Origin of the sequence: Mucilaginibacter sp. AK015 (genome assembly GCF_014200785.1) — a bacterium.
In the GTDB taxonomy this organism is placed as follows: Bacteria; Bacteroidota; Bacteroidia; order Sphingobacteriales; family Sphingobacteriaceae; genus Mucilaginibacter.
This window is the reverse complement of sequence record NZ_JACHCV010000001.1, coordinates 1,274,963-1,290,524: the sequence shown is the minus strand read 5'-3', so window position 1 is coordinate 1,290,524 and position 15,562 is coordinate 1,274,963. Positions and strand designations below refer to the sequence as shown.

Genomic DNA, 15,562 nt, shown 5'->3' with positions numbered 1-15,562 from the left:
CCGCTACTTTTTGATCGCCTGCAGGTAAACGCTCATTTCAAGGGTTTGCCCTGCCTGCCGGCCGCCCTTGCGGGGCAGATAAAACTTCACTGAGCGCACCATCCCGATGCCGCCGGCGCGCTCGATATCCTGCAGCGCCCGCAGCAGGTCCGCATAACCACCGGCAAAATTGACCCGTTCAACAGCCGTCCTGCTGGTCTGCAAGGCAGCCGCCTCTTCCGGTATTTCTTTGACGGTAATATTCCGTTGCCCGGCGATCAGGGCTGTCCTGGTGATCACCGCTGAACGGAACCCCACACTATCCAGGCTGTAGCGATCGGCGATCAGCTGCAGGTTTTTTTGTTTGCGGAGCATAAAACCGGGTTGTGCGCCGGCCCCGGCACCTGCGGTAAGTTCGGTTTTGAACTGTTGGTTGAGCCGCCAGGCCAGTAGCGTCTTCCGGAAGGCAGCCTGGTAGCAAATGCAGCAGAATAACACGACCGCTGCAGGAAAAGCATATTTGTTTTTAAAAAGTTTTATAAGCATATCAGAAATTGATGATGATCGTGAATCCCCCGTTTGCGGTGTCGTTGGCCAGGCCGTAATCCCTGAGTTCGGCACGCGTTACCCACTTGAGCGATCTGATCCTCGCCAGCCACTCGTTAACCGGTAGTATCGAATTACAGGTGCCAGAGATGATCAGCACGTTGCCGGCAAACAATGCCGCTGACGGGTTGTCTGAATGCCTGACGATCAGCGGGTTGAGCTCAACTGCTGACAGTGATATTTCGGCGGGCATCAGTGCGGCAACATTATCGATCATCACGGCCTTTTCCGGTGCCTTGCTGTAGCCGATGGACTTGACAAGTTCCTCGGTCTTCGCCGTTTTATCTGCTAATGCGGTAACGTCGGACGCTTGTGTGGAATGCAGGCTGAGCTCCTCCATTAAACGTCCGTTCTCGCTGTTTAAATGGGTGAATAGTAAGGTATTGGCGAAAAGCAATACGAAGGCGGCTATGAGCACTATAGCAGTCTTTCGCTTAAGGGCACCTGCCTGGCGCAGGGTATCCATTTGCTCGCTTATTCTGGCAACTTTCGCTTCGGCAGGCTCTACCTGATCATATAAAATCACCTGGAAGGCAGCGGCATACGGGAGGAGCAGTTGTTCATCGATCTGGTCAACGCCCAGTTTGATAGCGAAACGGCTGGCGCTCCCTTCGCGGTAACGATATCCCGTCCAGTCCTTGCTCTCGCTGAAGGTGATCTCATGCCCGTCAAAGGTGAGCTCCTCCCCGTATTGGTTTAACTGCTCCAGCACCCCTTTGACCGGAAAGGGACCGAAGGAAAGCATGACCACGCGAAAACCTGCATTGGTCAGGCGGTCGATAAAAGGATCGATATCGCCTTTCCGGCCAAGGGACAGGAAAGCTTTGCTCGCGGAGCGAAACTGCTGAAGATGAAAATCGCCGGGGCCGGCACCCGGCATGAGTTGCGTAAACAGGTCATTGCCACCCGGCAGGGGGGTATCGGCTGCCTTATGCAATATCCCTTTGCCCGTAAAATTAAGGGACACCACAGCCCCTGCGGGGAGTGCTGCCATGACGGTCTCCAGGTCCGGCTGATCTTTTAACGCGGTGCCGAGGTCAAGCCGGCTGCCGTTCCTGGAAACGCTCAGCGCCGAGACGCGTATGCCATTACCGGTAAGGCGTATGCTGATACCGGTACAGGCGTTGATCTGGGTTAATGACTTTAACATTGCCTAACGGATAATGGTTGATTTGATCAGCAGTAAAGTGACCACCTTGTCATTGGTCTTGGTCCGGCTGCTGAACAGCCATTTCAGGACCGGTATACGGGACAGTAACGGTACGCCGGAAGCGCTTTCATTGTCCTCGGTACGCTCGATCCCGCCCAGCAGTATCGTGTCTTCCGATTTTACCCGGAGGTTGGTCTCATACTTGCTGACGGATTGCGGCGGGGGGGAACCGTCCGTTGGAATGCTGAGAAAGTCCGAGATATTGATCTTTATACTGAGCGTCACCTGGTCGTTGTCCGATACGACCGGGTTGATGTTGACCGACAGGTCGGCATTGACTTCTTTATAGATATTGGTGAAATATGATGTCGGGTTGTTGAGGGAAGGGATGACACTTTGGGTGACGTCCTTATAATACGCTTTTTTACCGACGCTGAAGCTGGCCTGGTGGCCGTTAAGCGATGACAGTTTTGGCACCGAACGGACCTCCACGTTGCCCTGGCTTTCCAGCGCACTGATCGAGGCGTAGAAGTTCGGCGTGACGTGCCCAAGGTTAAGGGAAGTGAATTTGGTCATACTGTTAAGAAAGCTGTTGATCGATTTTGAACCGAAAGTGTATTGGATACCCGGCAGAACGGTGCCGCCGGTCTTCACGCTGTCGGAGACGCCGGCGCTGATCCCGGTCGCCACCGTCCGGTTTTTATGCACATCGATCATCGTCAGTTCAATAAGGACGACGGGTACCAATTCGTCCAGCTGACGAATGACCGATTCTACGGCGGCCACACGCATGGCCGAGCCGGAGAGCAGGATGGAGTTCAGTTCGCGGAACGGCTGTACCTGCAGGCCGCTGGTCAGTTCGGCAGGAAGGGAACGCATCAGGGTCGAATCCACGGCACGTCTTTTGAGCTTGACCATTTTAAAGGTACCCACACCGGTCACCTTCCGGTCGCCGATCAGGTAAATGCCTTCGTCCTGGCGATAACTGTATTCCGTATTTTTGAGCAGCATGCTGAGAAAGCTTTCGTAGGAGACGTCCGAAACATGGATGCTGATATTGCCCTTCAGCTCGGTATACAACACAAAGTTCTTGTTCATTTCCGCAGATGCCCGGCGGATCATATCGTCAATCGGCGCGTTGTTGGCATCAGCTGACAACAACTTCTTATCACCAACCTTCCTGGCGAATACCCCGGAAGACTGCGAGGGCCCCTGTGCCGGGCGTAGCATCCTCCGCGTCGAGGTGTTCCGGTCACCGTTGACATACGTTTCTTCGTTTTCATCAAGGCCCTGGAAAACGTAAAAGCCGTCCGGCGTCCGCGTGATCTTGATGTTGTTGATATAGGCCAGTTTTTCCAGGGCGGCATCGAAGGGCGCGGCTGCGATAAAGCCCGACACGGTTTTGCCCTGCAGGGCGACCGGGACGATCACATTCCGCCCGGAAACTGCCGTAATGCGGCGCGCAACGGCGCCCAGGCTGTCGTTATTCAGTTCGAGCGACAGGGAACCTGTCGAACCATCAAAAGCCGCGTTAACGACCTTTGGCACCGCGGGCAAGGTATTGATCGGCGGATGAAAGGGCGATATCAGGATAATGGAGCCGGTGATGTTGACCTCCAGGGTGTATTTATAGGCGAGGAAAGCGATGATCTCCGCGGCGGTAACCCCGTTAAAGGTGTCGTAGACCGGGCCGGTCAGGGAAGGGTCTGCGCTGATATTGATGTTGGTAGCCCGCGCCAGCGCGTTCAGGTAATCGCGCATCGGCAGTCCCGTCACCAGGAGTTGCACCTTTTGCTTCAGGCCGGGAGCCTGTTGCGATAAAGCGGAGAGCTGGCTTTCGATCACCTTGATGCGGTCCTGGTCCTGCGCACATACGGGGCGGCAGAAGCAGATCAGCAGTATAACGCCATAAAAACAGGTAAAAATCTTTCGCATAAAATCTAAAAGTTAAACAACAGGGGGTATATTTCTTCAGCCGAGGTGGCGCCGTCACAGAACAGGGTAAAGGCATTTTCGGCAAGCGTTCCGATGCCGCGGGCTTTCAGCAGGTCCGTTACCTGCTGATTGCCTTTTTTTATCTCCCCGGATAGTTCCGCATCTATGGGGATCACTTCGTAAATGGCTTTGCGGCCCTTGTAACCGGTATAAAAACATTCGCTGCACCCTGCGGCCTTGTAGCAGGCGCTGATGGCGCGGGGCAATTTGAAATGCGCGGGAAAGACCGCAGGATCGAATGTGACCTGCTTTTTACAGGCCGGGCAAAGCAGCCGGACCAGCCGCTGCGCCACAGAGGTGTTCAGGGTACCCGACAGCATAAAGGCCGGCACGCCCATATCGATCAGGCGGTTGACGGTACCCCAGGCTGAATTGGTGTGAATGGTGGATAACACGAGGTGGCCGGTCATGGCTGCCCGGATAGCCATATTTGCTGTATCCTGGTCCCGTATCTCGCCGACCATGATCACGTCGGGGTCCTGCCGCAGAAAAGTGCGCAGTGCGGCACCGAAGGTTAGCCCGATGGATTCCTTGAGTTGCGTCTGGTTGATCCCCTCGAGGGTATATTCGATCGGGTCCTCGATGGTGAGCACGTTCCGCGTCTCCTGGTTGAGCAGCTTCAGCGTCGCGTACAGGGTGGTGGTCTTGCCCGATCCGGTCGGGCCGCTGATCAGCAGCAAACCGTTCGGCCGTTTGACCCCCTGCAAGTAACGCTCCAGGTCACGTCCGGAAAAGCCGAGCCGGTCCAGGCTGATATCGGCCGCATCGTTATTCAGCAAGCGCAGCACGACTTTTTCGCCATGAAGGGTGGGCAGGACCGAGACCCTGATGTCAAATTTGGCTTCCGGACTTTCGAAGCTCATCCGCCCGTCCTGCGGCAGGCGCTTTTCGGCGATGTCCAGGTTGGCTTCCACTTTGATGATATTGACAAGCGAAGGGTAATCTGCCTGGGCGACGAGGTGGCGCTCGACGAGCAGCCCGTCAATACGCATGCGCACCCGGCACTTGTTCTCATAGGTTTCGATATGGATATCACTGCTCCTGAGCCTGCGTGCTTCGGCGATCAGCTTACGGAGAAAGTTATCCGACTTTGCGCCTGTTTCGCCGGGCTGCCCGTTGCCGGCACGCTGGTAGTAGGTGCCGAGCAGCCGCTCGATATGTGCTTTGGGCAGTGGAAAAAGCCGTACAGCGCTTCCCAAAACAACGCTGATCTCTTCCTCAAAAGTCTCCGGATCAATATCCGGTCCGCAATATAATTCAAAAACATCCGCTTTGCGCTCTTTGGGAAGAATGCCGTAATGCCAGGCCGTTTCCGCCTTCAGCTTGTGCAGTTCGTCGGTGCTGATGATGATCTCTTCCATGTCAGCGAATCAGAAAAGTGAATAACTCGTCATTATAAATGTCATAACAGCCAAGCGCCCAGTCGCCGGCTAAAAGCAAAAGCAACAGCAGCGCCTGTAAGCCCGCCAGCGGGATGTGATTGCCGCCCGCTTTCCGGATCCGCGCGTACAGTAGCCAGCCGACAAGGATCAGCAATAGCGAAACCATATAAAATAATATAAAAGTGAGTACCGGCAACATAAAGGCGGTGCATGCCATGAACGCTATGTCTCCCCAGCCGATCAGGCTGTCCGCAAGCACCACTTTTTTACCCCGTTTCAAAGTGAAGTACAGCTTCACCAGGGCAAATTGCACCACCAGGAACAGCAGGCTCACGGATACCGGCATTAGCACTTCCGAAGGAGGATAGCCGGGGCCCCACTGTAGACCTAAACCACAAAGTGCGAGCAGCGGGAATACGGGCCAGGATACGGACCGCGTTCTCATGTCCTGTGCCCATACGGTTATTAAAAGCGCGGCCGCCGCCGTTTTTAGCAAGAACAGCACTTTAATCGGGGGTAACTTCTTTGATCGCCTTGTCCTGGTTGATCTCCCAGACGTTAAATTTTCCGTCGCCGTTAAAATCGGTCACCGAAGTGGCCCGGGCCACGAAGCCGGTGTTGTCGGCCTTGATGATCTCGATGCGGTAATTCGCGGTGCCGGTCTTGTCGTCGGTGACCAACTTACGCTGGATAAAGCCGATCTCGGTCATATCCTGCGTGTAACGGGAATGTTCAAAGAAATAACTTTCCTCCAAGGTCTGCAGGTAGGCGAGCTGTGTTTTTGCTTCCGTGCTTTTTGTCTTGGTGATCAGCGGCATAAAGGTAGGCAGGGCCAAAAAGATCAATATACCGATGATGACCAGCACAACGAGCACTTCGGTTAACGTAAACGCTTTGACCCTTGGGATCTTGAGCTGCGGTTTAGGTAATTTCATAATCAGGAATTAACCACTAATTTACCGTTTTTTCTCAAAAACAAAGTTTTTTTCTCCGATTTAATCATTAGCCAAGACATCATCGATTTGTTGGGTCCTATTTTTTAAACGGGATGAAACGGGCAACGAGCCCTCTTTTTACCGGGTTAAAGCTCCTTTACGAAGGCGTCACTGCGACTCGCGGGACGTTTATTGCGGAGTGTGAATTTCGGATAGGCTATCCGGGTTTTCTATCAACGATTAAACAATTATTTGACCGGTATTTAACGTGGCGTGATTCTAAGGTAGCAGTCATCATGTTTGTCGGAAATAGCGATCTTACAGGCGTTCTCAAACAATACAAGAACTAAATCAAAAATCCCCATATCATAAGGCACCGAAAGGGCAAACAAGCGACAGAACATTTCGTTTAAAACAAGAACCCGACAAAGAAGTGGCGGTTGAGGTAATGGCGTTTCATTTTCTTGTGAAATGATTAAAATCATCCTAGGATGATAATCACAACTGCATACATGCGTCCACTTTTCTTCCATATTGCAAGGTGCTAAAAAAACCGCCTTCAAAGGACATTCCAGTTAATCCACAGACGCTTGGAGAACGTATCCGAAAGGCTCGCATAGAACGGGGACTGCTGCAAAGGGAGGTCGCAAAAATAATTGGCGTTTGTGAAGATACGATTGTTGGGTGGGAAAGCAAAAGGTCACATCCTCAACTGAGATTTCACGGAATAATTAATACGTTCATTGACTTCAATTAATGATAACAAAGCCTGCACATGCGGGCTTTTATGTGCTATGTTAAAATGGTTGTCGGTGATGAGTTTGCTTGAAGACAAAGTGAACTCGCTTTGAAAATAGGTGTGCATCCTAATGTTTTGGGGGGATATGAAATGGATGAGGCTCTACCATCTATAGAAATTGCATCTAATATTGCTATAGCCTTCAATTAGCTCACTTGAAGGGAACATATTTAAGTCGAACACCAAAGGAGGTGGCCACTTAGTCTACAAAGAAGGCTTGCTATCCTGCGACCTTTATATATAGTGGCTGTTGTTAACTAAACTTTCCTGTAAAGCTCAGGGTGTTTGGTTTTCCAATAATTTTCAAAATCTGCCATATTCGATTCATATTTATTGTCATTAAAAAAATCATTTATAGAGTTATAATTCTCATATATTACTGATGATATATACGATAATTGCTTTTTATAACATTTTTCAATGTCTTTTTCTTCCTTAAAATAGTTAGATTTAGGGACTTGCGCACCGTCTCGTTTTAGATAATCCAGTAAATTAAAAAGGTTTATTTCACTGTCGGGCTTATTCAACTTATAAAGAGTTGGATAAAATTCTCGAAAGTATTGTTCAATTTTAATTAAAAAAGACGTTGAACTAAATTCAATCATGAATGAATTCTTTTCATTCACTTCTTGTGTTATTTGAAAATCATATACTTTAAAAAGTTTTGCAAAATACTCCAAGATATATTGTTTTAAAGTTTGTTCCATATCGTTTATTGTTTAATCATTTTTGAATAATCATCCGCCCATTCATAGCCGTGCCTTCGTAAATACCTAATTTCTTGTCCAAGAACGGATTTGGGGTCAATTTTCGCGGGATTAAATTTCCCAGAAAAAATAACATCATCACCCCTCTCTACGACCCCTTGCAAAAACTTAACATTTTTGCGCATGGTCCATGCTTCATCAGTTACATCAAGGAAATTTGCACCAATTCTTTTCGCAAATTCTCTGTAAGTCGCTCGAGGCCCAATTACACTCGCTCCTTTAAAAGCATATTGAACACCTTTAAATACCCAATCAAATGCCGCTTCCCCCGTGTAATATAAAATTATAGTTTCGGCGCCTTCTTTCCCTAGCTTAGCAAGATATTTTGCTGTAAAGGCCATTGCTCTATCACCCGACGTATACTCCGCATTATCGTTGTTTCCTGTCTTTATAAGTTGTTGCAACTCATAGTATGCCTTTGCTGGAAGCCAGCTGTGTAATTGCCCACTATATATATTCCCCTTCTTATCACTTTCACCTTCTTTAGGGTCACTCAGACTTTCACTTTTGCTCTTGCTTTTATGATTTTTCTTGTCTCCTCCATTAAAACCTTCCATCGCCTCCCCGGCTTTTGCTTGATCATTAAATCTCTGATTAGCAATAAAAGTTGCAATTTCTGTGGGATCTGTGATAACAGTCCACCATACAAAGGCAGTAGTAGCAGCCATGCCATCCGGATCAATATTCCTGATTGGATTATTTTCGACATAATTGTAAGGTGACCACCTTCTATTTATTTCCGAAAGGGGGTCAATCGAATTCCATCGTGCAATAACCGGGTCATAAAATCTTGCGCCATAATCGTACTCCATTAAATCGTCTTGAAACTCCTTTCCATTGTATTTGTATTTATTGTCAGGTGAAGGTGCGATATTTTGTGAATAGTTTATTTCCCGGCCAAAAGCATAATTATCCGTTACTTGCAAAATTTCATCCGTGGTCAATATTCCATTATTGTTCTTATCACTAAACATAGCCCTTACATTACCAAGATGGTCTGTCACGTTATATTCATAGATATATGTTCCTGTTGATGTCAAAGCCCTTCCCTCGGGTGTATGAATAAAGTCTATAGAATTATTAACATATTCGATACCGTCAACATAATTGCGGTCCTCATTGACTATCCCGTTGTTCTTTATAATACGTTCTAACTTTGCTCCGGTCGCATCATAAATATAATCAATAGTTTTATTATCAGTGGCAATGGTTACCGTTGATGGTAAATTCAGTTCATTATATTTTATATGGGTAATCGTCTTTTTGGTATCTTCCGTTATGCTTCCGTTCGCGTTATAGACATAAGTTGTTGCCTGGCTTTCACTTCCAATACCGTTATCAGAAATGCTTTTTAGCCTATTGCTTCGCACCGTTGCGTCGACATAGCTATACAGCATATCATTGAGCATACTACCAGCTTTTTTCCTGGTTAGATTTAGGATATTTCCTAATTCGTCATAACTTAGTGCCTCGTCGTATAATCCATCTCCTGAAAAGGAGGCCTTGCTTGCCGCGTAAGTAAGTCGGTTAAGTGGGTCGTAGGTAAATATATATCCTTTGATTTCCTGTGGCAATGTAATCAGCGATGGGTTTTTGGTTTGCCATCTTATCGCGCTTATATTTCCATTATACTGTGGTATATTGGAATATCCGTTTGTAGCCCTGTCATAATCGAGCTGCTCCGCAAAAACGTCAAACGCAGCCGGATATTCAGAATCTGTAAGGTTGTCCGGGTCATTTATAGTTGTTAGCCAGCCACGCGAATTATATTTATAATTAATATGTTGTAAAAAGGTGTTGCTTGCAGGGATTGCTGCTGCGTTAGTGCTATGAAGATGCTTTACACTGACTTGCCCTATTTCGTTATAATCTATTTTTGACAAGGTTGTTATAGCGCCTGTATTGGAAGGAGACACAAATTGCAATTTGGTTAATGTCAGACGATTCATATGGTCATATGCGCTCCAACTATTAATGGTTAGTTGCGGGGATCCGGATGTCGGCAAATAGTGTTTACGAGTACTTTGTAAAGACAATCCTTGAAAACTGTATATGCTCTCTTGACTATCATATTTATTATACGCTGCCGAACCTCCTTGGTAATGCTGACTGATCGTTTTTATAGCTTTACCATCTTTATCATAATGTATTAAAGAGAACAAATAGGTTGTAGTGCCTAACACATTCGTAAGAGATGCCACAGGCGACCCTTTCGGCTCTTTATCAAGCGAGTCGATAAATGGGTCAGGCGCGGTGAATATTGACGAATTTGGGTTTATTGCTGAATTAGTAATAACATCATAATTGTCAAAATAAGTAACAGCAAGTACTTTGTTATTTATTCCTGTACTGATATCCGGCCAGCTTACATGTGTATAACCGTAAAATGCATTGGTGTTGGTAAAGCTTTCAAATAGGTTAGTTGTATAGCTATCCGCTATAGTTTGCAGGCTAGCGCGCGTAGCAGTCGTGTTGTAATACTCTCCCGTGATCACCTCCCTGCCAAGCGCATCATACTTAGTTACCATCCATATATTGCTTAATCTCTGGTTACCATCCTGACTTAATATCAATTGATCACGGTTGTTGTAAACTCTGTATTGCCAAGCTTGCCCAGGTATTTTCTTTTCAGTCTGACGGTTTAATCCGTCGTAATGATAGGCATAAAAAAAGTTTAAAAAAGTGGCATCTGCTTCTGTAAAGCTTGACGGGACAGCGACTGCTGGATTACTACCCGAGGCGGTGGGCAACGGAGGAATGACATAGCACAGGCGACCGAGATCATCATAAATATAATCGGTAGTCAGATAAATACCGACCCCGTTTTGTACCTTTCGGCTTATGACATGCCCCTCGTTATCCTTGAGTTCTATGACCGCATTGTGATTTTCATCGAGCGCTTTTGTTTTGGTTAATGTGCCCTCTGCATAGGTGGTTGAATACGATGCGCCGCCAGAAGCATTTACCTGCCACATTTTAACCGCATCTGAAGCAAGGTTTACACCGTAAGACATTATTGCCGTATGTGCGCCGCCAATTTTCCAATTCAGGCCAGGTGCACCTTGTTCGATCGGCCGGTTCAATGGCGACGCTTCAAATTTTGTGTCGGCATAGGCAATTTCTGTAGCGCTGGGTATAACTACTACTCCCGCTGGTGGCGTATTATAGAAGGCCTGTTGTAAGGAATTAGTGCTCGAACGATAAGCGCCAAGTGTCCCTGTCGTTGGAACGAATGGCAGGTATTTCCTTACTTCGCGCCCGTAAGAATCATATACTCGTGCTTGCAGAACGTCATAACTGAGTGGTGAACCAGCCTTTTGAATGATTTGTACTGGCCTGCCCAATCCGTCATAGTATTCTATCGTCGTTTGTACTTTTTTCACGTCCGTGGCCGCCGTTCTTAGTGCGGCATCAGTCGTAATCCCACTTACCCGCAATGTTTTGGTAACTACATAATTATGATTGTTGCTCTGAGCGAATGCGAATTGAGTAACACAAACGATTATGGACGTAAGAACTGTTCTTATAACCATTGCCATAAATGGCTTTTCATATATCGTTCCCATTAGTAAATTGTTAAAGTTAAGTCCGAGCTACCGGGGGTGATATTCACATTGTTAAATGTCGCGGTGTGACCGGTAATAACCGGGCGACTGCCAAGCTGGAAATGTTTTACTTGTGTTCCGACAGCGCTTATCTGCAAGGTATAATTATCGTTGGCTGGCACTTGGCCTGTAGAGGTACCGCTGGGCATATTAAAATAAAGCGTTGTAGGCCCTGAAAGCTTTGCCTGATAGGTGCCGAGGCCGGTTTGATCCTTCATGGTAAAGGTTACATACTGAATCGGGCAGCCGCAAATCGCCGGGTCGTTGGCTTTGGACTGACCATTGGTTTGCAGGTCATACTGTGCCAGCGCATTGGCCGAAGTTTTTGATACGGAATAGTAGACATTCGCAGCAACGGAATAGGTGGTTGTGCCGGGGACTGTAAACGGCGGACAATTATTTCGGGTAAAAGTAGTGGTCGCAATGGCATCATTACCAATCGTCATGTTGTAATTATGATACTCCTGGTTTTTTACAATGTTATACTTCCAGTCTTTCGTGTTTTTTAAACGCTGGGCGGGGTCGTATTCAAACCTGCTGATTTGTTCCTTTTCGTCAGTCATTGCGATTAACCCATCAGTATCGAATGTATAGGTCGTCATTTGCGCATCTGTAGGGTAAGTCTTAAGTTCATCAATCATAGCTGAACCAGATATGTATAAACTTTGGACAGACGGGAAGGCTGGTATAGCATGTTTATATAACGTCCACCCATTTATGGCCTTTAGTGCAGTACCCGCGTAATTAGAGCCACCTATGTACACCGACGCAGCGCCATTATTGCTCCAATAGGTCAGCGTATGCGGCTTTGTGAAGTCGCCGTCTGACAGACGGACCGATCCACTCGAAAGCGGCAATACCTTATGGCCGTTAGGAGCGGATTGTTCCAGAACCGGCACACCGGTAACCGTCCAGTTGCCGTTACCCTCTGCTTCAAAGCTTGAATAGGCACTGTTGCGGTTTCCCAAAATTGTCGACGTAATGGCGTTTTTGATCTGCGCCACCGGATAGGTATTATTATATTCCCAAATGATAGAAGTAGGGCCACCTGTTCTTGGGGTATATTGAAGCAGGCTATTGTCGTTATAATTATACTTGTCAAATTTCACCATTTTAACATACCGGGTATCGGCATTAATGTTGCCTGAAACAATTGATGCGGGAATAAAGTCGGTTAAGGGAGTGGAAACATTGAGTTTTCTGATCTCATCCGGTAACACAGCCTGATTGCCGAGTTGAAATAAGTTCAATTGCGCTCCGACTATTGCATTAACACTAGTTGCGACATTTTTTACACTGTCCCACTTTTCGATAGTTTCCGCTTGCATATTGCTGGCAAGCATCGCGTCCAAAACGCTGTTGTTTGTTGACGTCGCACCGCCTGCCAAATAATCGGCAGGATATTTATTAACGGTGACTTTCGTATTTCCCTTGCTGTCGGTTGCACGTATGCGCGATACCTGCAGGTGTTTAAAATTATCGTATTTATACTCTACGGTCGATGCCTGGAACTTTGTCGTATCATTTTGATCGTAAATCTTTGTGGTGGTAGAAATGGGGTAGCTATCTCCCGATACGATATTATAGCCCGCAAACGGCAAGGCGTTTTGCTCACTGCCAAAAGTGACATCCTGATACAGAATTGGCGTTCCGTTTGAATAGGATTGCCATCGTTGCCCGACAATCATACCCACATCGTTGTACATAGTATCCCGGCCATCTAAAAACGCGCCGTAATTGTGCAGTTCCTCTTTGACTATCTGATACGTTCCATTCGACTTACGAAGGTAATCGGCCTTTCGCTCTAACTGCCCGCGCTTAAAATACCTGTCTAAGATGACCGGTCGGAGGGTATAGCCTGATGCCCCCGAGTAGGTGTCCTTGGTAAACCGAAACTTGTATTCGGATTTTCCAATGTTGGATGTAGGGTCACCGATATATTCCGTTACAGAAGTGTATGTGACCGGATTGCCTTCAGTTGGAGTTAAACTGCTCGATGATTCCGAGTAGTACATCCGGACACGTTTACTTCTGTGTTGAGGAGCGGCATAATAGTCAATCGCCAACGTGCTGTTTACAAAAAAACCGTAATTAATATATCCTGTGGTCGTATCAGTTATAAAATTTGGACGCGCTGTATTGTACTGATATGTTTTCCGTACAGGTGTCGCGGTTGCATCGGTATAGTTCTCAACCGCTTTCAAGCGAAGGCCGCCGGTAAAATGTGTTATTGAATGGTCATCAGTATAACGGTTCGTTTCGTAGGTAAAATTCGTATACCCACCTGTCGGATAATCGATCCTTGTTAAAACGCCCGCTTGCATTTTGACGGTATCGGGATCACGGCTCGTAAAATCGTTACTGCCTATATAGCGCAGATACGGCACATTATTGGGTGGTACAGCTGTCGATAACTGCACACTGATCTGGGTTTTGGGAATTAAGGTGTAAGGCGTTATTCCCGGCGCATCCATCTTGCCGTTGTAATACCCCCAAAAATCCTTTGAATACGAGGTGTAAAGTGGTAATGGTGTTGTATTATAGGTAAAGTTGTATTCCTGAACGATACTGCCAGCCTTGTCCAAAATTTGGATCCCGTCAAGCTTCAACCGCCCTTGAGTCCCGCTCATTACTGGAAAGTAGCTTTTTTTGAACACGATACTCTTTTGTGGGCGACTTTCATATTGCTTTGTATTAAAATCGTACGCAAATATTTGTATGGTATCCAACGGATACGATTGAATGCCGCTGAGGTCTGTACGGGCTATTGATGATACTTTAAACACGACTTTTCCTGTTTTAAAAAAGATTTCCTTAGGATCCTGTTCGTCAACAGTCGACGAGGTATTGCTGGGATAGGCGGTCCAATCGTTATTTAAATGCGTGGCCCCGGAACCAGCGTCATCCATATCTTCAACAGGATAGGACTGGCCCGTTTGATCCGGCAGGTTCATACTCTGTTTCCGATAGGTGAAGCTAATAGTATCGTGTTTGTTTTGAGATAACCATCCGTTCAAGCATCCAGGATGTTGTTGCGTCCTGGCTTGGGCGACTTGAGGTACTCGTTGTATGGGATGCCTCCCGGTATGTATTGCCTAAGATATAGCTGTTGCCATGGTCATCAAGCACTGCAAATTTTGCCGTGTCGAGATCCGGTCTTACCGCCGTATTCTTAATTAGCAATGGTGACCAGGGAATCATTTCAATTTTATAACCTGTTAATGGTGTGCCATTCATCCCATTGAAAAAGAATTTACCATTATATCCAGGGATATTGTAATTATAAATATCTGGGCGATCATCGTTGCTTCTATTGACTGCCGTACCATAAAGATATTGTAAGTCACTCCATTGGGTTACATTTATCGAGATAGGTTTCCGGTAATACCGAAAATAGCCGCCTGAAGCATCATCATCAGGTAGGCCAAACACCGTTCTGGAAATGCTGCCGCCGGAACTTAACGACCATCCTAAGCCAACCCATGTAGCCGCCTGCTCCACCTTTACGCCTGAGGCGTGATACGATAAGCTTATCGGAACTTGTAATCCGCCGGATTCGACTGTATATAGGGGTATAGAAATATCCGGCAAGCCACTGGAAAGGTTGGCCGGGTAGTCTCCGTACTTCGTAAAAGAAGCGGCTGAAGGGGATTTGCTGAACACGTTAGGAATAAAATTCTCATTGGATTGAGCCATGAGATTCAGAGAAAGCAAACAGGGTAGTATTAATATACTAATGCGGTTCAGGTACATCATGATTTAGGTTTGGCGTAATTGGAATTAGGACGACAATATTAATTTAGGCGTTTATGCTCGTGCGAGCTCAGTCGTCTTATTGAAAAGGATAAAAGGCCGATTTTTTGTGCGGAATTCATTTTTATGTGTTATGGTTTGTAGGTCTTTAAAGATATACATTTTGCGGATTAACTTAACAAGCAATTTAAAAAATTTTAATAAGCTTTTATACGCATGAACTGAGAGGATTTTGAGAGGCTACCTTAACGATTGTTGGCGACACCGCAAGGGGCGACATCATTGACTGCTATATGCAAAGTATGCAGTAAACGTTCCTTGATGGCGACAGGACTGTGTCAGTACAGGTATTCTCTGATATAAGATTACCAGCGAGGGAAGCCCCGCAAAGAGAAACGGACTAAATGGACGCATGTTGAGGTTGCGGGTTTATTGCCCGATTGCGTATATCAAGGTTGTCGAGGCTTAAGCCGTTACGATGTTCAATGGCGGACTTTTGATCATGACATTATGGTTTCAAAAAAATAACCTCCAGTGGTTTGGTTTTTAAAAAAAAAAAAATTATTTTAGGGATGCCGTATTCGTATGAAT

General features: G+C 46.7%; 12 protein-coding genes and 1 pseudogene. 2 read left to right on the top strand and 11 right to left on the bottom strand.

What is annotated here, in order from left to right:
• Nucleotides 1-3 precede the first annotated feature (3 nt).
• The 7 genes from HDC91_RS05585 to HDC91_RS05555 all read right to left on the bottom strand — a co-directional run bounded on the left by HDC91_RS05585 (nucleotide 4) and on the right by HDC91_RS05555 (nucleotide 6,580).
• A complete protein-coding gene (locus HDC91_RS05585; RefSeq protein ID WP_183549103.1) occupies nucleotides 4-525 on the bottom strand; it encodes a hypothetical protein in 522 nt (173 codons plus the stop codon).
• 1 nt (nucleotide 526) lies between these two features.
• Nucleotides 527-1,735: a hypothetical protein gene (locus tag HDC91_RS05580; protein WP_183549101.1), complete on the bottom strand. Its 1,209-nt coding sequence runs from the start codon at nucleotides 1,733-1,735 to the stop codon at nucleotides 527-529.
• A 3-nt stretch (nucleotides 1,736-1,738) separates the two neighbouring features.
• On the bottom strand, nucleotides 1,739-3,670 hold the full coding sequence (locus HDC91_RS05575; RefSeq protein WP_183549099.1) for a type II secretion system protein GspD: 1,932 nt from the start codon (nucleotides 3,668-3,670) through the stop codon (nucleotides 1,739-1,741).
• A gap of 5 nt (nucleotides 3,671-3,675) precedes the next feature.
• The gene (locus HDC91_RS05570; RefSeq protein WP_183549097.1) at nucleotides 3,676-5,091 is read right to left on the bottom strand and encodes a GspE/PulE family protein; all 1,416 of its coding nucleotides are present in this window, start codon (nucleotides 5,089-5,091) and stop codon (nucleotides 3,676-3,678) included.
• 1 nt (nucleotide 5,092) lies between these two features.
• Complete coding sequence (locus HDC91_RS05565; protein ID WP_221262112.1) at nucleotides 5,093-5,446, bottom strand: hypothetical protein; 354 nt, start codon at nucleotides 5,444-5,446, stop codon at nucleotides 5,093-5,095.
• Between the two features lie 172 nt (nucleotides 5,447-5,618).
• Nucleotides 5,619-6,047 carry a type IV pilin protein gene (locus tag HDC91_RS05560; protein WP_183549093.1) on the bottom strand — a complete coding sequence of 143 codons (429 nt, stop codon included), beginning with the start codon at nucleotides 6,045-6,047 and terminating at the stop codon, nucleotides 5,619-5,621.
• A gap of 263 nt (nucleotides 6,048-6,310) precedes the next feature.
• The gene (locus HDC91_RS05555) at nucleotides 6,311-6,580 is read right to left on the bottom strand and encodes a hypothetical protein (protein WP_183549091.1); all 270 of its coding nucleotides are present in this window, start codon (nucleotides 6,578-6,580) and stop codon (nucleotides 6,311-6,313) included.
• An 8-nt stretch (nucleotides 6,581-6,588) separates the two neighbouring features.
• Here HDC91_RS05555 and HDC91_RS20160 point away from each other — a divergent pair, with 8 nt between their 5' ends.
• Together HDC91_RS20160 and HDC91_RS20155 are read left to right on the top strand one after the other, a co-directional pair.
• Nucleotides 6,589-6,804 carry a helix-turn-helix transcriptional regulator gene (locus HDC91_RS20160; protein ID WP_221262111.1) on the top strand — a complete coding sequence of 72 codons (216 nt, stop codon included), beginning with the start codon at nucleotides 6,589-6,591 and terminating at the stop codon, nucleotides 6,802-6,804.
• An 87-nt stretch (nucleotides 6,805-6,891) separates the two neighbouring features.
• A pseudogene (locus HDC91_RS20155) lies at nucleotides 6,892-6,996 on the top strand (helix-turn-helix domain-containing protein); the annotation flags it as partial.
• Between the two features lie 107 nt (nucleotides 6,997-7,103).
• On the opposite strand, the gene HDC91_RS05540 reads toward HDC91_RS20155, so the two are convergent.
• Genes HDC91_RS05540 through HDC91_RS05525 form a run of 4 tightly spaced genes read right to left on the bottom strand, consistent with a single transcriptional unit; the run spans nucleotide 7,104 to nucleotide 14,974 of the window.
• The gene (locus HDC91_RS05540; protein ID WP_183549087.1) at nucleotides 7,104-7,553 is read right to left on the bottom strand and encodes a hypothetical protein; all 450 of its coding nucleotides are present in this window, start codon (nucleotides 7,551-7,553) and stop codon (nucleotides 7,104-7,106) included.
• Nucleotides 7,554-7,558: 5 nt separating this feature from the next.
• On the bottom strand, nucleotides 7,559-11,179 hold the full coding sequence (locus tag HDC91_RS05535; protein ID WP_183549085.1) for a DUF6443 domain-containing protein: 3,621 nt from the start codon (nucleotides 11,177-11,179) through the stop codon (nucleotides 7,559-7,561).
• The gene (locus HDC91_RS05530; RefSeq protein ID WP_183549083.1) at nucleotides 11,179-14,172 is read right to left on the bottom strand and encodes a DUF5977 domain-containing protein; all 2,994 of its coding nucleotides are present in this window, start codon (nucleotides 14,170-14,172) and stop codon (nucleotides 11,179-11,181) included. Before HDC91_RS05530 ends, HDC91_RS05535 begins: the two co-directional genes overlap by 1 nt.
• Nucleotides 14,173-14,194: 22 nt before the next feature.
• The gene (locus HDC91_RS05525) at nucleotides 14,195-14,974 is read right to left on the bottom strand and encodes a hypothetical protein (RefSeq protein WP_183549081.1); all 780 of its coding nucleotides are present in this window, start codon (nucleotides 14,972-14,974) and stop codon (nucleotides 14,195-14,197) included.
• Between the last annotated feature and the right edge of the window lie 588 nt (nucleotides 14,975-15,562).